The following is a 20,818-nucleotide window of genomic DNA, read 5'->3' as shown; positions in this document are numbered from 1 at the left end:
GAGTTGTTAGAACGACGGGACTCTCGTTGTACCGTCAATTTTGCGGATAGATTTCGCTGGTTCTTGTGAATTTGATGAAGATTGATGCTAAGAAAATTGGCAGTGAAATCAGAAACGTTGCGCATCGCCTATATTGTGTATCAGTTCGATACTGGTGGGCTTGAACATTGTGTTGCGCGGCTCGTTAATCATCTTGATCCCGAACACTTTGAACCTATGATCGTTTCGCTTACCTCTTTAGGCGAAGCGAAATCTTGGATCGCGTCTTCTGAAACTAAAGTTGTTGCTTTGGATAAGCCAATTGGAAACAGCTTTAGCGTAATCCATGGGCTGACGCGACTGCTTCGCGAGAATCAGATTGATCTGGTGCATTCGCATGGTTGGGGGACGATTTGGGAAACGATTATTGCCAAGCGATGCGCAGGTGTGAAGACACACGTGCACGCAGAACGAGGTACGGTCTTTGAACCGCACCAGCTGCAGTCCTGGCGACATCCAATACGAGCGCGAGCGATGAAAATCGCTTTGGGGCGAGCCGACTCCGTAATTTCAGTTGCGGATGCAACACGGCACACCGTTTCAGAATTAACCAGTTTTCCGAGAGAACAAATCCAAGTTATCCCCAATGGCGTTGACGCACCGACGGCCGGAAATTGTCATGCTGTCAAGAGATTTCTCGGAATCGATCCGGATACTATGGTGATTGGGACGATCGGAAGGCTGTCTGATGTGAAACAATTCGATCGGTTGATATCTGCATTTCAAATCGTTCGCGAACAGTTGCCTCATGTGAACTTGCTTATTGTTGGAGATGGTCCCCGGCGTGCGTCACTGGAACGTCACGCAAATGCTCTGGGTGTCGCCCCATTTGTACACTTTGCCGGTAACCAAAACGACGTCGGTAGTTGGTTATCGTGCATGGATGTTTATGTCAATTCAAGTCGGAGTGAGGGAATGAGTCAGGCGGTCCTTGAGGCACTGTCGTTGGGCATTCCCTGTGTTGTCACTGATGTGGGCGATCACGCGAACGTGATTGGACAAGCCGGTTGCGAATGTGGGATGGTGGTTCCACCAGAGTGTTCCGAGGCGTTGTCTCGGGCGGTGGTGCAAATGTTGCAGGATGATGCGATGCGAGATCAGTTTTCAGTCGCCGCCAAAGCTAACTTCAAACATAACTATGGAGTCGGAAGGATGGTTAGAGACTATGAATCGCTCTATGGGCGCGTTTGTAGCCGATGATGGTACTCAATGGAGCGCATTCTAAACTAAGCAATGCGATTCATGCCTGATCGTTTCCCCATTCCTCCCTTAATTGGTTCTCAAGGCTTTCTTTCATGGTTTCCACGGATCAAAAATGTCCATCGAGCAAAGAGCAGTCGAAACGATCGCCACGACAATTCCAAGGAAGTGTCTTGGCAATTGCTTATTCCTTGCCTCCTTTGACGAGCAGCGGTGCAATCAGGAATTACAAAATTCTTGAAAACATTCGTTCGCAAAATTGGCAGGTACACCTTTTGACTTCTCGACCCTCGCAGGCTGATTTTTCCCGCGACTCTGAACTGTTTCAAGCATCTTCGATCAGTCGGGCCGCTCGACTTAACATTCTGCAGCTGTTATTAGACTTTCGAGATGCGTGCTTCCGGAATCGGGCAACAATCGAAAGGAACGAGCCAACTGCCAATGTGGAGGAGCAAAACGGTAAAAGCAAAAAAGGAGTCTGGCAATCAATCAAGGACTTCATTTCGGATCTCCTGGAAATGCCGGATGCTAGGATAGGTTGGTTTCCTGCAAGCGTTTGGCAAGGTGCGCGGGTAATGCGGCGAGAAAAACCTCGCGTGATCTATGCGGTTGGAAAGCCTTGGACCGCTTTTCTTGTTGGTTATGCTCTCAAGTTTTGGTTTCGTAAGCCGCTAGTCATTGATTATATGGATCCCTGGGGCAGCAATCCGTGGAAAAAGCAGAAAGGTTTCTTGCTTGATCGAATTGATCTAGCTTTGGAAAAGTTTTTGCTCCGAAAAAGTGACCTTGTAATTGCAAATACCGATGAATTGGCGGAGGATTTTGTCCAAAGGTTTCAAGTTCCGCGAGAAAAAGTGAGAGTGATTACATGTGGTGTGGATCCTGAAGATTTTCGAGACATTTCCCCTTTGGATTCAGGGGGGAATGAGCGTTTCACCGTAACGCACACCGGCAGTTTCTATGCAAAGCGCACTCCGGTTTCTTTTTTACTTGCGGTTCAAAGATTGTTCGAGACAAAACAATTGGACCCAAGTCAGATTCATATTCAATTTGTTGGTTCGTGTGATCTTCGGGATCCTGAATTGACTCGGTTGTTATCCGATCATCGTTTTAAGACGTGTCTCACCTGGAAAGAGTGGGTACCGCATGCCGAAGTCATGAAGGTGATTTGTGCTTCTGATTTGTTGCTGCTTGTACAGCCGGATACCACATTGCAAATTCCGGCAAAACTTTATGAGTATGCGTACACTCGCAAGCGGGTCTTGGCTCTTTGTGATCCCCAAGGTGCTGTCGACTCGATGATTAAGCGCGAGCAATGGGGTTGGACAGTTGAGACTCGTGATATTGAGGCGATTTCGAAATGTTTGTTTGACGCATTTGAGATCCACCAAAAAACAGGTACTTGTTCTGCGGAAGGTGATCCTGCACGCCTCGAGCGATACTGTGTTAGTGACCTGGCAGGCCGACTCGAACAAGTTTTTGATTTGGTGAGTGACCAGTGATGAGTTCAGTCGTATCGTCAAGAACCTGCTCTTTGGACTCTCCGCGACGTTCGCATCTCGCACCAAGGCATTTCATGAGAGATTTTTCTGGCGGTATTATCCGAAGACTTGTGCCTCGCGAAATGCGGGGTGAGGACCTCCAGCAGGGGGTCTCGAATCTGGAGTCGATGGGAACCGACGAAGATTACGAAATGGTCTGTTCGAGTCCCGTATTTTTGTTGAGTGCTGGATGGCGATCTGGGTCAACTCTTCTACAACGCTTGATCTGTTCTGATCGGCAGCGTTTGATGTGGGGAGAACCGTTCGGTGATCGAATTCCAATCTGTCGATTGGCTTCCACCATTTCAGGCATCACAAAAGATGACCCTCATTTAAAGTATTCAATCCAAAACATGTCGGGCGATTTGTCGCAACAATGGATAGCGAATCTTAATCCCGGGATTTCAACCTTACGACAGACCCATATGGAATTTGTTGAAGGGCTACTTGGAAAACCGGCCAAGGGATTGGGGTTTAACGAGTGGGGGGCGAAATGGGTTCGGCTCAGCGCTCATCATGCAACATATCTGCGCTGGCTCTATCCCGATTCTATCTTTGTCTTCCTCGTGCGTAACCCGCTCGATGCCTATGCGTCTTATAAAGGTAAGGATTGGTGTGCCGTGTATCCGCATCATCAAGTTCGAAATGCCTGGTCTTTTTTCGCAATCTGGGCTTATCTTGCCAATACCTTTCTCAATCATCAATTGGATTCTCGATCGGTGTTGCTTAAGTATGAGGATGTCACTGCCGGCGGTCAGGCGATCGAAAAACTGGAGGCGGTGATTGGGATGAAAATTGATTCACGCGTATTGTCCCGCCGCGTAGGCGCGAGCGGAAAGACCAAGGTTTCCTGGTATGAGCGGCGGGTCTGTAAAATTGTTGCCGGCGATGTGAGTCGTCGGTTGGGATATTCTGTTTGACTCGGTGTTCGCTTAGGTTCAGTTATGCTGCGAAACGGTGTTATATTCGGTAGGCAGAGTGTTGTGCCATGGATTTGGTTGTCACTCAAGTTCAAAGAAGGCGACGGTCGTTGGCCGTTTCTGTTAATCGACTGCTGCAATGAAATACAAATCACCGACCGTCTGAGCATTTGGTTTTTGGCTCTGGTGCAGTCGTTAGAGGAAGTGTCTATCGGATTCTGTGAGGTGTTGTGTCGGTGGGATTCGGACGTCCCACTCGATGCTCGTTTCGTCACGTGCCCTCAGCCACGACGTTGTTTACCGCTGTCCCAGTGATCGTTGTTGCCAAGTCCCCTCGTGGATGAAATATTGCAATGAGTCTTACCGCAATCGTCTGGTTGTTGTTGTTCGTGCTATTCACGGGACTTGCGTTTCGGCGTCCTGTTTGGGGTGTCGTGCTCTATATGCTGACCTTCTTCGCCGCTCCAGCTTTTTGGTGGTGGGGGAAAACGGGGATGCTGGCAGGACCGCGTTGGACCTTGCTGGCAAGCTTACTTTTGTTGGTTGTAGTTATTCTGCATTTTGGTAAGGAACAATTGCCCCCCTGCCGGGCTTCTAGGCTGGTTACCCTGATTGTTCTTGCCTTTGTCCTGAATGCAACCTTTGTACACTATCTGTTGGCGCCGAGTCTTGCCATAAGTAATTGGGCCTACACGCTCCTGCTGAAGTTTGTGTTGCTCTTTTTTGTGATGCGATCCGCTATCAAGAATCGATCCGATTTTGGAATCGTCTTGGTCGCGATCTTGTTGGGGTGTTCGTATGTCGGGTATGAGGCAACGATTAATTCGCGTGGAGCCATGGCGGCCGGTAGGCTGGAAGGTATGGGAGTGCCGGGGGCAAAGGATGCGAACTATTTGGCATCACTCTGTGTTACAACCTTGCCTTTGGTCGGGTCTTTGTTCTTCATTGGCAGGATCAAAACAAAGATCATGTCTGTTATTTGTATGCCGTTCATTGTTAATTTGATCCTTCTTTGTAATAGCCGGAGCTCCTTCTTGTCGCTGATCGTAGCAGCCCCGACGTTTGTTATCTTTTCGACTGGACGCATGAAACGACTTGCCATTTATGCATTGTGTCTTGGTGGCCTTTGTTTCTTTATGCTGCTTGGTGACTCGACGATTATTACCCGTTTCAAAACAACCTTTGCCAGCGCAGAGGATAGGGATGGTTCCGCTTCGGGAAGGATCGAGTATTGGAAAGCAGGGATTCGGATTATCAAGGATTATCCGCTTGGTAACGGGGGGGATGCATTTCAAAAGATTTTTGGTCCGCGTTACTTGGGAATCGACTCGGAAAAGTCGGTTCATAACGGGTACATCAATGATGCCTGCGAGTGGGGCTTACAGGGGCTCGCGCTGAAATTGATGATGATAGGCATCCCATTTTTTACGCTCTGTCGGAAAATGTGGGCGAATACCGATTCGGACAAGTTTCAGTTTTGTGGTGTTGCGCTTATTGCCAGTTGTACTGCCTTGTCGATTAATACTGTTTTTGGTGAATTTTTATCGTCTGAATGGACCTACTGGTGGGTCGCTCTGGCTTGTGCCTTCTTGAAAATCGAAGGATCCACTGATTTGACACGTTTCGAAGAGGGCGAAGAGGAGATTCGCGTGCGTGCAACCGATTTTGAGTCTGTCCCCACTTTGTAGTGGATCTTGTCGTATATTTACGCACCGCCTAGCAGTCCAGCAGATGATTAGAAAACGTTTTCGGGAAAATTATGGTCAGACCTACTCAAATTCTACCAGAGATCAAGTCTCGCGCTCGGGATGCAGCCAAGAATGTGACGTGGGGCATGTTTCCCGCCAAGAATGATGAAAAGCAATTCCTGCTTGTATTCGGTTGTCAACGCTCGGGGACGACTATGCTGTTGGATTGCTTGGATCGGGATTTTCGAGCCAAAGTGTTCCATGAATATTCAGCGTTGAGTCAGCTTGATGAAACCGAAACCAACAATCGAATTCGTCTTCGGAAGACGGAGGAGGTACGGAAACTGGTCTCGGAATGTCCTTTCCCATTGATTATTTCGAAGCCGATTGTTGAAAGTCATCGAGCTGCACAATTATTAGCCTCGTTCAACGGTTCTAAGGCGATATGGATCTATCGAAACTATCGTGATTCGGTCAATTCCCATGTCAATAAATTTAAAACGCAGCACTACAATCTTCAGTCGCTGTTGGAAAAACGGAAATCCAATTGGCGTTCCGAAGGGGTGTCCGACGAGATTGTTTCCACGATTAAACCGTATTGTAAACCGAACCTCTCTGCCGCAGATGCTCAAGCATTGATGTGGTACGCAAGAAACATGCTTTACTTCGAGCAGGATTTGTCGAAGCTGCCGAGTGTCATGCTGATCGATTATGACGAGATTTGTAGATTCCCAGAATCGGGTTTCCGTTTGCTGTATGCGTTTCTCGGACTGCCCTATCCACGGTCGTCCGTGACTGCAGCGATGAGTACTAAGTCGATAGGCCTTGGGGCCAACTTGAATCTGTCGCCTCCAATTGCTGAACTGTGTGAAGACCTCATGAACCGCTTTGAGCAGCTTAGGATTAGTCGGGAGAATGCACAAGCGAAGCAACATCCGACTTTATTTTGACGAGATCTTGTGATCGCTAAGCAATGGGTACGGCTTCTTGGGGAATTCAATGAGTGTTGTTGTTTCGGGAGAGTGACAAGTCGAGTTTTGTCGGTGATTGAATCGTCCTATAGGTTCGCTTTGAATCCTTACGGTTAGTTACCGTCGATTTCAGTCTGAAGAGAACGAGATGGAATCAGGAGAAGACAAATGTGCGGCATCGCAGCACTGATTTCGAATTCAAACCATGGTGATGTTGATCTAAGTTTGACGGCCATGGTGAACGCAATGCATCATCGTGGTCCAGACGCAAGTGGCGTTCGTGTGTTTCAGAAGGGGGCAGAGGTTGTTGGGGTAGGCCACGCTCGTTTAAGTATCATCGATCTGGCGGGTGGCCGTCAACCGATGCCAAATGAAGATGATTCGATGTGGATCACTTACAACGGCGAAATCTATAACCATCTCGAATTACGCCGCGAACTGCAGGCGCGAGGTCATCAATACCGATCAAACAGTGATACGGAAACGGTTCTTCACGCCTACGAAGAGTGGGGACCAGATTGCGTCAAACGATTTAATGGAATGTTTGCTTTTGCAATTTGGGATAAAGACAATCAAACGCTCTTTGTTGCGAGAGATCGTTTGGGTATCAAACCTCTTTATTATGCTGAGTGCCAAGGGTCGTTAGTATTGGCTTCGGAAATCAAGGCGGTCTTGGCCTCTGAGTGGATCGAAGCGTCTATTAACGAAGAACGAGTGCCCGAGCAGTTTACGTTTGGCTACCTCGCTGGCTCTGATACCCTTTTTAAGGGAATTAAGAAACTGATGCCCGGACATCACTTGGTGTACCGTAATGGGCAAGCTCGCATTACTCAGTATTGGGATATTCCATTACCCACTGATCATCAAACCAGTTCGGATGAGGATCTGGTTGATGAGTTCTCGGAACTGTTTCAGGATTCAGTACGACAACGGATGATGAGCGATGTGCCGCTCGGTGTATTCTTAAGTGGTGGGCTTGACTCGAGTAGCATCGCATCGCTCATGGCGCGGGAAATGCCAGGGCAACTAAAGACCTTTTCTGTTGGTTTCGAGGCGGACTACTACAGTGAGTTCGACTTCGCTCGAGAGGTCGCGGCAACTTTAGATAGCGATCATCACGAGGTGGTGTTGACCCCTAAAGCGTTCTTTGAATCACTGCCTATGCTGACCTGGCATGAAGACGAGCCCATTCGTTCATCTCCAAGTATTGCGCTCTACCATGTGGCAAAATTAGCTCGAGAGCATGTCACCGTTGTGTTGACGGGAGAGGGAAGCGATGAATTGTTTGCCGGGTACGATCGGTACTGGGCGACTCTTTTCAATATGCGCTGGGGCAAGCCCTACAACGCGATGCTTCCGAAAATTGTTCGTGAGCAAGGACTAAAGCACACGCTTTGGAAATGGCCCTTGCCGCTGTCTCTGAAGAAGAAAATTAGCCACACTTTTGTGGGGCATTCGATGGATCCAGCTGAAATTGTTTTTGACAATTTCTACGCGATTTTTCCTCAGCGAATTCATGAAGCGGTGTTTACCCCCGACTTTTATGCGCGAACAAGGCATGTCGACCCTTATGCGGACAACCTGCGCTTTTACAATCATCGGAAGACAAAGAATACGCTCGACCGGCTGCTGTACACGGACCAAAAAACCTACCTGCTCGAACTGTTGATGAAACAGGATAATATGAGTATGGCCGCTTCGATCGAAAGTCGAGTGCCGTTTCTTGATCATCGCCTTGTTGAATTTGCCGTTAACGTTCCGAATCGCTTAAAGGTGCGGCAACAAGCTGGTAAACGCATTGTGAAGGATGCAATGGCGAAGTTCTTACCCGAGTCGGTTCGGCGGCGAAAGAAGACCGGGTTTCCTGTTCCTTTCAATGATTGGCTCAAGCGTGGTTTTGATAGCACGCTTAAACAGATCCTGATCGATGATCGAGTGGAAGACCGAAACATACTCAGTCGGTCATGTATCGAACAATTACTTCGCGAGCATCAGCAAGGCCAACGCGACCACACGGAAGCTTTGTGGACGATGTTTAATTTCGAAGTTTGGGCCAGAATGTTTATTGATGGTGAACGTCCCGAGGTGATTTCAGACGAGTTGATGGGATGTAATTCTCACGCCGATGTTCCGGCGGCAATTGGTTAAAGATGTAGGTGATTTATGCGTATTCTCTACCACCACCGAACGTTGGCGGACGGAGCGGAAGGCATTCACATTCGTGAGATGATTCGTGCTTTCCGTCAACTTGGGCATGAAGTCGAAATCGTTGCGTTGGCAGGGGAGAATGAGGCAAGCAACCAGGAGACGCAAGGCCAACGACGTTGGTCCTGGGTTAGTCGTCTCATGCCCGAAAGCGTCTATGAATTAGCGGAGCTTGGGTACAATGTAATTGGTTCGCGATCGGTCTCACGCGCAATTCGAGAATTTCAGCCCGATTTTATTTATGACCGCTACAACAGCTACTGCACCGCAGCAACGGCAACGGCCAATCATCATGGAATCCCCGTCGTACTGGAAGTGAATGCCCCCGTCGCGTTTGAACGCTCTCAATATGATGAAAAGATGCCGTTGAAGTTTCCAAGTATGGCTGTCAGTTATGAGAAGAAGATATGCGCCCAGGCCGATCATGTTTTCACGGTGTCAACGCCGCTGCGAGATTTTCTTGTATCCGACCGGGAGGTTCCAACCGAGAAACTTACCGTATTGCCGAACGGAGCAAATCCGGAACAGTTTGATCCTTCGTTGAAAGCTGATGCTTTAAAGGCCAAGTTGGGTCTTGTTGATCGATTTGTACTCGGTTTTGTGGGGATCCTTCGGCCATGGCATGGGGTCGAAATGCTTGTTAATGCGTTCGCGCGACTCCGCCGTGACCGTCCTGATTTGCACTTGCTGTTGGTTGGTGACGGGCCAAGTGAGGATGCGTTGAAGTCCCAATGCGACCAATTGGGAATCGCCGATCACGTGACTTTTACTGGACGAGTTAGTCATGCTGAGATTTGTGAATACATCGCGTCCATGAACGTGGCCGTTAGTCCGAGAGCAACTTTCTATGCTTCCCCCATGAAGATTTTGGAGTACATGGCGATGGGCGTGCCGACGGTGGCGCCCGATATGCCAAATATTCGGGACATCTTGACTCACGGTTCAGAGGGCTGGCTGTTTGAACCGGAGAGCGAATCCTCCTTGGAAAACGCACTCAAAGAAGTAGTTGCGGATGATAAACGCTGTGAACGACTCGCTGCATCAGCTCGTTTAAGGGTTGAGAATGATTTGAATTGGAGTCAAAATGCGAAAACAGTGATTGGAACTGTGGAGGAGTTGTTTGCGAGTGAGCAACTGGCCGCTGTTTCTTGACTCCTTACGTTGCTCAATCGGTTTGCCGCGATCCTCGGGTTTGAATGATTTATTTTAATGTACAGTTTTATTCTCAATTCTTGTTTACCCGTCGCTCTGAAAGTCACCCGCAGCAATTATTGGCAGATGCGACGATCGATACAAAAATGGCAGCGTCGGTCAAGGAATCAGATCCGTGAGTTGCAGCTCTCTTCTCTCAAAGCGATAGTCGAACATGCTGCGGAAAAGGTGCCGTTTTATCGCGATCGGTTTCGTGAAGCAGGGTTCGATCCGAAAAGTCTTCGAGGTTTGGATGACATTTCTCGGTTACCAATTACGACCAAAAAGGATATCCAACTCAACTTTCCCGATCGAATGTTGTCGGAAGATGTAAACGCGGAAGACCTGCGATTTCTGGGTACGCGTGGTACCACGAATCGTTTGATGATTGCTCAGGATTTTTCTCGACGGGACCATGCTCGAGCGACCCAACTGTTCGTCCAAACAGAGGATGCGTCTTATCGTGTTGGCAAGCGGCAACTTACCATTCCCCCGGATGCATGTAGTGTCGTCTGCGGTGTTGAAGGCATGCGGGAACGTACCGTCTCGCGTCACCTTTTGAAGATGCTGCGAGAAGGCTCGTTGCTTTCACCAAGTTTGATCAGTGATCTGCGCGGCCTGGTCATGAACAATTGGATTGACAATGCGACGATCTTGCCACCCCTCGATTCCAGCGGGGGTGATGCAATGGAAGTCGAGCTCGAGAGGTACGTGAAAACGGTTTCGGATTTGCGTCCTGCTTTGTTGTTCGCGCTGCCCGAGTATTTGATTTGGTTGGCCCGGTTTGTCAAAGAAAATCAGTTGGAGTTGCGGATTCCCGAAATTCGGCCGATGGGAGCCAACATGAGCCGCTCGGCAAGGCAATTTATTGAGTCCCATCTGGGCGGCTCAGTTCGTGAGCATTACGGTTCTCTCGAGCTTGGAAACATGGCGTTCGACTGCCAAGAAAAAAGTGGAATGCACCTGCTCGAAGATCAATTCTTCATCGAAACAACAGATCGGAGATCTGCCGTCGAGTCTGGGGGACTGGGCAGTGTGACGGTGACCGATTTTCACAATTTTGTTATGCCGCTCATTCGTTACCAGGTCGGTGATGTGGCACGGGTCGACAATCGCAACTGCGATTGTGGGCGAACCAGCCGACGGATCACGCTTGAGGGACGAGTGGATGATACGTTCGTTATTGATGACCGTTGGATTACGCCCGAAGCTGTGGCTGAGTTTTTCACCAAATTTGATGATGTTTTTGATTTCCAGCTTGTCGAGAAACGCAGTGGAAGGTGGGAATTGTTGTATGTTGCTAATTACGAAAACGTTGACGAATCAGAGTTGCAGCAAGCATGTCTGCAAGTTCTGGGCGGTGGCATGTTGAAAGTTCGGCGGGTCCAAAGAATCATACCGGAAGCCTCGGGGAAGTTTCGCCACTGTAAGAGTTCTTCCCATTTTTTGATCAATCAGGCGGCGGGAAAGTAGGGAAGTGTGAGCACTTCCATTCTGCCAAGTGCCTGGACCGTTGAACGGTAGTTGTTGTTGGGTTTGTCCAAATTAAAGGCGGTATCCATTGAGTTTAACTAGGAAATGCTATGCGGATATCCGACGTTTCTAGCTTCGACGTCTCTGCTGTTCGCAGGGACTTTCCACTGCTGGATCGCGAAGTTGATGGTCAGGCTGTTACCTATCTTGACTCGGCCGCCACCAGCTTAAAGCCGCGGTGTGTCATTGATGCCGTGGTGGAATTCTATGAGGCGTATACGGCAAATATCAGCCGTGGCGTTCATCAGTTGGCCGATGAAGCGACAGATCGATTTGAGGCTGCTCGAGATACGATTGCTAGCTTCATCAACGCAGAAGCGAGTAATCTTGTCTTCACTCGCAATACGACTGAGTCTATCAACCTTGTGGCTCTCAGTAGTGGCCAGTCTACAAAGGTTCTTTACAGTGTGGGCGATCACCACAGCAATTACTTGCCTTGGATTGAGTACACCAATGGCGAGGCAGTTGAGTTGCTGCAAGACGGTCGCATCGACTTGGATGACTTGAATTCCAAGCTCCAAACGAAGCAGAATAACCTTTTGGCAATTGCGCACATTACCAATGCGTTTGGAGCGGTGAACCCGATTCAAGAAATCATCGCAATGGCTCATGCAAATGATTGTCGAGTTTTGTTAGATGCCAGTCAATCTGCGGCTCACTTGCCGCTGGATGTAATCGCGCTCGATTGCGACTTCTTATGTTTTTCGGGACACAAAGTGTGTGGGCCATCGGGGGTTGGCGTCTTATACGGGAAGAGCGACTTGTTGTCACAACTAAGGCCTATTCACCTTGGCGGAGCTATGGTCAGTGAGGTGCACCGTGACGGGTTTGTTCTGAATAACCCCCCGTGGAAATTCGAGGCTGGGACTCCCAACATTGAAGGTGTTTTCGGCTTTGCGGCCGCCTGCGATTACCTAGATTCCGTTGGGCTGAAAGCGATTCATAGCCATGAGCAGCAGCTCGTGCGAGAAGCGATGCAAAGGCTGCAGGAAATTCCAGGCGTCCGACTGTTCGGGCCCAGTGATCCTGAGGACCGAGGCGCGATTGTTTCCTTTGGAATTGATGGAATTGAGGTTCATGGCCTTGCGCGGATCCTTTCGAATCGTTTTAAGATCTTCGTGCGCAGTGGTTATCATTGCGCACAACCTGCCCATGAAACGCTTGATTTACCCCCGACGACACGGGCGAGTTTCGGACTCTATAGCAATCTGAACGATGTGGCTCGTCTGATCGAGGCTGTGAAGCAAATTAGTCACTCGGTCTCTTGATTTTTGTTTGTAGTTGTCATTGCCAAGTTGCTTGATATTCGACTGAGGTAAATGAAGGCTCGAAGAAATATGGAAATGTCTTTCATCACTAGTTTTCGCGGCGTGTTTAGGTCGCCTTCGCCAGGCCGACTTATGATCTGCTTAGCGATTGGGATCGTGATGCTGTCTAGACCTCTTCGCGCTGATGGGGCATCGCCAATCGATGACGTGGTAAGTCAATTTGACATCATTGATTTTGAGGGCGAAGAGTTGCGCGACAAAGATTGGATGTTGAAGCAAGAGGACGGGTTCACAGGGGTTTTTCTCGAGCCAAAACGTGATAGTGGCGGGGACGTTTTGAGTTTGGCTGTCGGAGAAGGTCGTAACGGGGGAAACGCTCTCTTGGTCCAATCCAGTGATCAACAGATGGGCTTGCCAGGTTTTTGGCTTAAGAAGGGAGTTAAAAAACGTGGGTTTGTAGGCCAATCCAACGGTGATGATGGCTATTTTCTACCGCGCGGAATCCGCGCGAATCGTCTTGAATTCTGGGTGCGATTCGATGATGGATTTCGTGAAAAATATGCGGCTCGAGCCGACATCCATCGGACGATCGATGTGGGAACCTATCATTACAATCCGGCCAAGAAAAGCAACCGTGTGGTTGAGTCGAACAATTGGCACTTTTACTACAAATTCGTGATTCGCCATGACCGTGCAAATGGAAATTGGATTCATGTTGTCTTGAATCAAGTTCCTCAGGACCAGCGAAGTTCTGCAGCGTTAGTTCCTCTCAATCCGACGTCTCCGAATGGCAATTTTTGGGAATTGCTGACGCGATTGTATATCGATTGCACGCCTTACTTCCAAGACCCGGAAATTCCGTATCCGGTACGAATGTTCGTTGATGACATTCGGTTGTCATACGTTGAGCCCTCTGATGTGACCGTGGTGATCGAAAACTGCGTTCCCGGACAGATGGTCAATCTGCCTGCTGACAAGCCCGTCTGGCTTCAAGCGACGATTCAAAATGCCAGTCACTCAAAAGTTGCTGGAGAGATCCAACTTCGCGGCGATCGGCAACTAAAGGTAGAGTTGTTGGATTTCGATACAAGCCGACCGATTACAGGGCAGTTGAGCCTGCGGCCAGGTGAAGCAAGGCAAGTATCACTACGGGTCTCGCTGAAGAAGAAAATGAAACCAGGACGGACATTTTACGTGGGCTTATTGTTCGTGCCAGCTACCGGCGAGATGCCGGACCCTTACCTTGAATTGCGCCCCATCTATGGCAATTCTGGTGCGTTGGACATGTCAAACAGCGGTGCGTTTGTACGTTTGGAGTTTCAAGGTTCGAGGGCAAATACTGATGTTGATGTCCTGGGTGGCATTTCGATTCGAACGACTGCCGGCGTGCCGGTAGATGGTCTTTTGGTTGCGGCCGATCGGAACGGTCGGCAGTTACGTTTTTCGATCCTGAATGAGCCTCCAGCTGGCACTCGCCTGAAGTTGGATGCCCTTAGCGGATCGTTTCAATTTGATCCAGGGGAAAAGTTTACTGGGGTCTGGCGTTTTAGGTTTCGTGCCAGCAACGGTCTGCACGACTCATCCGCTCGTATTGGTTGGATTCGCGTTGATCCCAAGAAATGAGAAAGACAATGCCTTCAAATCTAATGACTACGATTTCAAACTGTTCAACGGAAGATAAACCTGTTGCGGATCTTCCTGTGGTTTTGCATGCCAGGGTGGTTGTTGGTTCAGGGGGCGGAATTGATAAGACCGTAGTGAATAGTCATCGCTTCCTGACAAATCTCGGTTATCACGGAATCTGTGCGTTCATGAGAACGCCTGGAGATCCTGGGTTTGAAATACTGGAGCAACGAGCGGCGGAAGCATCCTCGCCCTGCATTGCCATCGATGATCGTGGCTTGAAGGATATCAGCATTGTTCGTCGGTGTCTGAAAGTCTGCCGTGAGCAAAATGTGACGATCTGGCACGCACACGACTACAAAAGTAATCTGTTGGGACTGATCCTGCGCCGGTTTTGGCCGATGCGACTCGTTACCACAGTTCATGGGTGGGTCTCGGCCGAGATGCGGGCTCGCATGTACTATGCTGTTGACCGTTTCTGCCTGCCAAAATACGAACGAGTGATCTGTGTTTCGGAAGATCTGTTTGCAGATTGCCGGCGACTGGGTGTGCCCCAGAAAAACGTGACATTGATCGAAAACGCGATCGATACCCAACAGTACAAGCGACGAATTACCGCATCCGACGCAAAAAAACAACTCGGCATACCCGTGAATTCTCTCGTAATTGGAGCAATCGGGCGTCTGGCGCGAGAAAAAGCATTCGACATGCTCATTCGCTCCGTGGATCAGCTGCTGCGAGAGAGGATTGACGTACATTTATTGATCGCTGGTGAGGGCAATCAATACGATGAGCTCCAAAAGCTGGTCATTGATTTGGGAAGAGAAGATCGAATAAAGCTGACTGGTTTTGTGGCGGACACAAGTGCGCTTTATCAGGCGATGGATGTTTTCGCACTCAGCAGCTTGCGAGAGGGGCTGCCGAACGTGGTGCTCGAAGCAATGGCTTTTGGCGTTCCTGTGGTCGCAACTCGCATCGCAGGATTACCGAACATTATTGAAGACGGCACGAATGGATTCTTAATTGAATCTGGAAATCAAGAGGAGCTCACGTTCAAGACTGCTGAGCTGCTGGCGGACCAGTCATTGAGGTTTAACCTGGGGGCTGAGGCAAGAGCGACGATTGAGTCAAAGTACAGTTTTCAAAAACGAATGCAACGAATTACCTCCATTTACGATGAATTACTCGCCGAGGATTAGGACTATGACCCTGTAGAAATCATGGCCCTGGAAAATTGGTGTGCGGTCCCCGTCGATAAAATACTAACAATGGTCTGATTATCCAAGAGACCCAGCGAATGCGTTCAAAACGAATCCCAGTGGACTACATGGAACACGAACAACGGGCCATTACATATCGGGTCCATGATAGGACGAGTTTTCCATCGCGAATGGGAGACTGGGAGGCGTTGTATTCTCAATTAGCATCCTCCAGCGCGAGTCGTCACCCAAGATGGATGATGATTCTGCAGCAAGGACTCGGGCAAACTCCCTACTGTGTGGAGGCGACCAAAGAGGGGCAGTGTCTCGGGATCTTGCCGTTAGTTCACGTCAAAAGTCCCCTGTTCGGTGCCCATTTGGTCAGCCTTCCCTACTTAAATACAGGTGGTTTTCTTGCCGACAGTTGCGAGGTGCGAACAGGTTTGATCACCCAAGCCGTCGAACTGGCGGACAAAACGGGCGTTCGGCATTTGCAGCTTCGTAACGAAGACTTTGAGCCGCATGATCAATTGAAACACACCTTGCGGAGCAAGGTGCATATGCGACTTCCCTTGCCGAAGCACCGTTCGGAACTTTGGGATAACTTCAAGCCCAAGGTTAGAAACCAAGTTCGAAATGCGAAAAAGAAAGATGTGCGTATCGAGTGGGGAAATGATGAGCTACTAGATGATTTCTATAGCGTCTTCACAAGGAATATGCGTGATCTAGGTACGCCTGTGTTTGGTAAGAAACTTTTTCGTGCCATTTTAGAGCAACTGCCAGGTCAGGCTGAATTCTGCCTTGGGTTCATTGAGGCAAAACCTATTGCTGGAGCGTTGTTGCTGCACGGAGAAGGCACAACGGAAGTGCCGAGTGCGAGTTCGCTGAGAGCGTACAACCGGACAAATGCCAACATGTTAATGTATTGGGAATTGTTGCAACGCGCGATTGAGCGAGAGCAAAACTGTTTTGATTTTGGACGCAGTAGTCCCGATAGTCCCACGTATCGTTTTAAGAAACAGTGGGGAGCGTGCCCCGAAGAGGCGAATTGGCAGCATTATGTTCGCCGCGGAAACGTAGAAGATACGCGGATCGAATCGGGGAAATATGATCGGTTTGTCAAGATTTGGCGGCGTTTGCCACTGCCAATTGCTAACTCGGTTGGCCCCATGATCGTACGAGGAATTCCATAATTGTGCACGCTCTAGAAAGCCCTCCGGTCCCGCAAGAAAAATCTAGTAGCCTGGATGTCAGCTGCGTCATATTGACCTGGAATTCACTTGAATTCTTGGATCGTCTTTTTGGATCGCTTGAGGGGGCGTTCAACGCTTCCGGCCTCAGACGCGAGTATATCGTCATCGACAATGGCTCAACGGATGGATCTTTGGAAGCGATGGCCCGACTTCGGGAATCCGGCCTACCGCTCACTGTCGTCCCTCTCGGAAGCAATACCGGGACGACGTTCTCAAGAAATGTCGGGTTGCGAATAGCCAAGGGAAACTATGTCGCTATCCTCGATTCGGATATTGAGGTCCAACAAGAAAACAGCTTCGAATTGCTGTTAGATAGACTTAAGAATCAAGAGCGGGCTGGTATCGTTTCTCCAAGACTTCAGTTCGCCAGCGGTAATTACCAAAAATCAGCCGACACCTTTCCAACTTTAGGAAGAAAAATAGCTCGTTATTTCTACCTGCGAAGCATTGAACGGCGCGAAGCAGAATCGAGCTTTGGAAATTGTGTGAGGGCCCAGGAAGTCGATTACACTTGTAGTGCTTTCTGGCTCTTTTCTCGCGAATTGATCACGAGGGTGGGGCTTCTTGATGAAAAGATTTTCTATGCTCCTGAGGACGTGGATTATTGCCTTCGAACCTGGTTGAGCGGAAGGACCGTCTTGATCGATGGAGCAGTGACCGTTATACATCATGCCCAAGAAATAAGTAGAAAAGGTGTCTTCTCCAAATCACTTTGGTTGCATGCTTTCGGTCTTCTCTATTTTTTTCGAAAGCACCGGTTTGTGCTTAGCAGCAAGAGAGTGCAAAGGCGAATTGACCAAATTATGAATGATCAATCGACGCAAGAACCGAATCTGATCTGAAATTTAAATTGCTGAGTGCGTTTTGCAGGAACGTGATCTCATTAGTCTACGTAAGTCGCTCTGTGGGTAAATCAATGGCGGACGGAAACGTGTCTGAGAAACGAAAGGTGATTGGGAGCGTTTTGCTCAATTGGATCGGTAGAGCTTGTGCGCTTGTGATTACGTTCTTCCTGACGCCGTTCCTGCTCCATACTTTAGGACAGGAGCGGTACGGTATCTGGGCGATTGTAATGGCCTTTACGGGCTACTATGCGTTGGCTGATATAGGGTTGGGGAATGCTGGCGTCCGCTACATCGCTGAGTACGAGGCAAAAGGAGATCGTCTCCGAGTTGAGCGAGTCGTTGTCACTACCTTTTACATCTACTGTGGTTTAGCCGTTTGCTGTGTTTTTATCTCCTTGATCGCGAGTGTCTTTTTGCCGGGGATGCTTACGCAGGACGTGAAGGATGCGGTGAGAATCCAGTATGTCCTGTTTATGGTGGGTTGCTCCGTTGCAGTCGGGTTCGTAGGACAGACGTTTTCATCGGTAATCACTGCTCTGCATCGATTCGACATACGCAATGCCCTCGGTGTAGGCGTGCAGGTCACCACTGCCGTTAGCATGGTGATCGTATTGAAATATGGTTGGGGTCTAATTGGGATGGCGGTTGTCACGCTCGTTGTTACAACCGTCGTGCAGGTGCTCTACTTCCTCATCGTTCAAAAATTGTTGAATGGTTTTAGCCTGTCAATTAAGTTTTTTGATCGAGAAACCGCCCGCAAGTCTTGTCGCTTTGGCGGAATTACCTACTGCGTGCAAATTGCACGACGTGTGACGGAATGGTCAGGAGCGCTGTTGGTTGGGCTGATTGTCGGACCCTCTGCCGTCCCCTTTTACTCGATTCCCGAGTCGTTTAGCACCAAGTTTTTGCAGCTGGGACGGGGGATCAACAGTGTTGTCTATCCTCTCACAAGCAAATTAGCTGCTCAGGAGAGACATGAAGCAATCAAGAAGATTCTACTGCTCGGAACACGAATTCTACTGGCAATGTCGCTCTGTGCGGCAGGTACTCTCATCGTATTGGGTGGGACCTTCATCGCGGTATGGATTGGCCCCGAATACGAATCCCAAACCTATCCGGTACTTTGCGTTCTTACCTTGGGGAATGTTTTACTACTGCCGGGGCGTGGTTTGCGAACTGTCCTGCGTGGGGCAGACAAACTACATTTGCTCGTCAAAGCGGCAATTGCCGAGGCGTTCATCACGCTTCTGAGCGGTTCAATATTGATCTATTTTTACGGTCCGATTGGAATGGCAGTGGCGGTGCTTATGGCCCAAATTGTTGCTTCAGGATTGATCATTCCGATTGGTGCATGCCAGCTATTTGAGATCCCATATCGGAGGTTTGTTTTGAGTGTGGTCGGGTGGGCCGCCCTTGCTGCAGTCTTTCCGATTTGCACTGCCTTAGTATGCAACCAACTTTGGGAAGTCGATCGAATGTTGCAACTCGTTCCGCAATTCGCCTTGGTTGGACTCGTCGGCGGTTTAAGCATATTTATTTTTTGTTTGGATAGCGAAAGCAAACAAATAGTGTTGTCTTGCTTGATTCCTGCGTCGTTCATTAATAGAACGACGGTGCTGAAGGATGTTTAGAAGCAACTTCGGTGGGCATTTCAATAAGGCTTTGCATCTGCAATCGATGACGGCTTGCAAGCTTGTTGTGACCTAGAGTGAATTCTATTTAAATGCCAACTCATTCTCGAGCAGTCTGGCACGATCATTCGTAATGTGCTACGCCGTGAAAAAAGTGATGGCTCCGACCTCGGAGTCTCGGTCAGGCGGTGTGTTTGCAAAACGTCGACCGTGTCAAAACGAAGGTGCGGTTCACGTTCGGGCTTTCAGTGGTAGATGACTGAGGGGATCCGCTTGTCTTGTTGCGCATTTTGCGGTTGATTTTATTTTTCTTGCCTTGGCGCGGGAACCAATGATCGACGGAATTCGTAAATCGTCAGCCAATCGAGCATCGCTCGAATCGCTGGCAAGCACACGATTGTCATTGCCAGGTGCAGTCACCGCTTGCTGTTTGGGAGATGATCTAAAACTCACCGGCGGGGAGTTCTCATTGGGGACGAGAGGAAGATGGCCGCCTGGTTAAGCGAGTCTCTAATTTGTGTGGATCTGAAGTCAAGCTGATTGGGGGGGGGCATTTGACCTCGACGCGATGTGAGCTAGGCTTCAATAAGCTTTGGTTGCGAGAAGACTTGTTGAGGGGGAATTGTGATCTTGATAGAGAGTTTTGGACCTGTCAAACGACGATGCTTCTCTCGACAATGCTCGTGTCGGTAAAACGAACCCTTTCCAAGCTGAACGCCTGCTGCAAGTTAGTGAAAGACTATGTCTGCGATCGGTGCCAACTTTTTCCCGCGTAGAGTGACCCGGCAATTTCAGCGATTGGAATCCCGGTGTATGCTTGCGAGTCAATTTACGCTATTGGATTTTGAAACGGCTGAAGTACCGGATGCAGACTGGTTGCTTGAGTTTCCGCAAGGCACTGCGGCTGCCCATGTACAAGCAAAGGGTGATTCGGGGGCCAACGTTTTCTCAATCGCTCCGGACGCAGGCCGTAATGGAAGCCAAGCTCTGCTTGTGGAATCCCTTGACGCAGGAATGGGGCTTCCAGGTTTTTGGGTGAAACAGGGCATCCAAAATGGTGGATGGGTTGGCCAATCCAACAGCGATCAAGGTTATTTTCTGCCACGTGGAATGCAGGCAAACCGACTTGAATTTTGGGTTCGCTTCGAGGACGGTTTCCGAAGTGAGTATGCGGCCGATCCGGATATTTATCGCACGATGGATGTCGGCACCTATCATTACAACCCTGGAAAGAACAGTTCCCGAGTCGTCGAGTCAGACAATTGGCACTTCTATCACAAGCTTGTATTGCGTCATGACCAGGCGGGTGATGACTGGATACACGTCGTCTTAAATGAGTCTCCGCAGGACCAACGGTCCGGTTCGGGTGGGGTCACCCTGAATCCGACAAGCCCAGCTGGCAATTACTGGGAACTTCTTACTCGCTTTTATGTCGACCTGTCACCCTATTTCAGCGACCCCGAGATAGGGTATCCGGCCAAGATGTGGATCGATGACATTCAGTTGAGTTATGTCGAAGAACCCGAACTCGTTGAGGTGACGTTTGGAGACAGTGTCGATGGGCAGACATTGATTGCCGAAACGGAAGTGGTGCGAGACCTTGATGTCAGTGTGACTAATCTTTCGTCATCAACAACGACCGGATATTTGAAAAAGCATGCTCATTGGAGGTTGTTTTCGGAGGTTTTCGATACGCAAACCGGTGAGGCCG

The 20,818-nt window shown here is 49.2% G+C and carries 15 protein-coding genes; all 15 read left to right on the top strand.

Annotated elements, in window-relative coordinates; genetic code table 11:
• The first annotated feature begins 102 nt into the window (after positions 1 to 102).
• A complete protein-coding gene (locus tag P8N76_17225; protein ID MDG2383416.1) occupies positions 103 to 1,239 on the top strand; it encodes a glycosyltransferase in 1,137 nt (378 codons plus the stop codon).
• A gap of 95 nt (positions 1,240 to 1,334) precedes the next feature.
• The gene (locus tag P8N76_17220; GenBank protein MDG2383415.1) at positions 1,335 to 2,741 is read left to right on the top strand and encodes a glycosyltransferase; all 1,407 of its coding nucleotides are present in this window, start codon (positions 1,335 to 1,337) and stop codon (positions 2,739 to 2,741) included.
• A 74-nt stretch (positions 2,742 to 2,815) separates the two neighbouring features.
• Positions 2,816 to 3,700 carry a sulfotransferase gene (locus tag P8N76_17215; protein MDG2383414.1) on the top strand — a complete coding sequence of 295 codons (885 nt, stop codon included), beginning with the start codon at positions 2,816 to 2,818 and terminating at the stop codon, positions 3,698 to 3,700.
• A 353-nt stretch (positions 3,701 to 4,053) separates the two neighbouring features.
• Complete coding sequence (locus P8N76_17210) at positions 4,054 to 5,388, top strand: O-antigen ligase family protein (protein ID MDG2383413.1); 1,335 nt, start codon at positions 4,054 to 4,056, stop codon at positions 5,386 to 5,388.
• Positions 5,389 to 5,459: 71 nt separating this feature from the next.
• Entirely contained in the window at positions 5,460 to 6,338 is an 879-nt protein-coding gene (locus P8N76_17205; protein MDG2383412.1) for a sulfotransferase domain-containing protein, read from the top strand.
• Positions 6,339 to 6,527: 189 nt separating this feature from the next.
• Positions 6,528 to 8,507, top strand: coding sequence for an asparagine synthase (glutamine-hydrolyzing) (gene asnB / locus P8N76_17200; protein MDG2383411.1), 1,980 nt, complete (start codon positions 6,528 to 6,530; stop codon positions 8,505 to 8,507).
• 15 nt (positions 8,508 to 8,522) lie between these two features.
• A complete protein-coding gene (locus P8N76_17195; GenBank protein ID MDG2383410.1) occupies positions 8,523 to 9,716 on the top strand; it encodes a glycosyltransferase family 4 protein in 1,194 nt (397 codons plus the stop codon).
• A gap of 57 nt (positions 9,717 to 9,773) precedes the next feature.
• Complete coding sequence (locus tag P8N76_17190) at positions 9,774 to 11,228, top strand: hypothetical protein (GenBank protein ID MDG2383409.1); 1,455 nt, start codon at positions 9,774 to 9,776, stop codon at positions 11,226 to 11,228.
• A gap of 110 nt (positions 11,229 to 11,338) precedes the next feature.
• On the top strand, positions 11,339 to 12,556 hold the full coding sequence (locus P8N76_17185) for a cysteine desulfurase (GenBank protein MDG2383408.1): 1,218 nt from the start codon (positions 11,339 to 11,341) through the stop codon (positions 12,554 to 12,556).
• 159 nt (positions 12,557 to 12,715) lie between these two features.
• The gene (locus tag P8N76_17180) at positions 12,716 to 14,179 is read left to right on the top strand and encodes a hypothetical protein (GenBank protein MDG2383407.1); all 1,464 of its coding nucleotides are present in this window, start codon (positions 12,716 to 12,718) and stop codon (positions 14,177 to 14,179) included.
• A 77-nt stretch (positions 14,180 to 14,256) separates the two neighbouring features.
• Entirely contained in the window at positions 14,257 to 15,378 is a 1,122-nt protein-coding gene (locus P8N76_17175; protein ID MDG2383406.1) for a glycosyltransferase family 4 protein, read from the top strand.
• 98 nt (positions 15,379 to 15,476) lie between these two features.
• Entirely contained in the window at positions 15,477 to 16,571 is a 1,095-nt protein-coding gene (locus P8N76_17170; GenBank protein MDG2383405.1) for a FemAB family PEP-CTERM system-associated protein, read from the top strand.
• Positions 16,572 to 16,573: 2 nt separating this feature from the next.
• Positions 16,574 to 17,473, top strand: coding sequence for a glycosyltransferase (locus P8N76_17165; protein ID MDG2383404.1), 900 nt, complete (start codon positions 16,574 to 16,576; stop codon positions 17,471 to 17,473).
• 89 nt (positions 17,474 to 17,562) lie between these two features.
• Complete coding sequence (locus P8N76_17160; GenBank protein ID MDG2383403.1) at positions 17,563 to 19,107, top strand: oligosaccharide flippase family protein; 1,545 nt, start codon at positions 17,563 to 17,565, stop codon at positions 19,105 to 19,107.
• 813 nt (positions 19,108 to 19,920) lie between these two features.
• The coding region (locus P8N76_17155; protein MDG2383402.1) for a hypothetical protein at positions 19,921 to 20,818 on the top strand (898 nt) is incomplete at its 3' end.

It is taken from the genome of Pirellulaceae bacterium, from assembly GCA_029243025.1.
Lineage (GTDB): Bacteria > Planctomycetota > Planctomycetia > Pirellulales > Pirellulaceae.
Note: the sequence above shows the minus strand (reverse complement) of the source record. Positions and strands in the feature narration are given on the sequence as shown.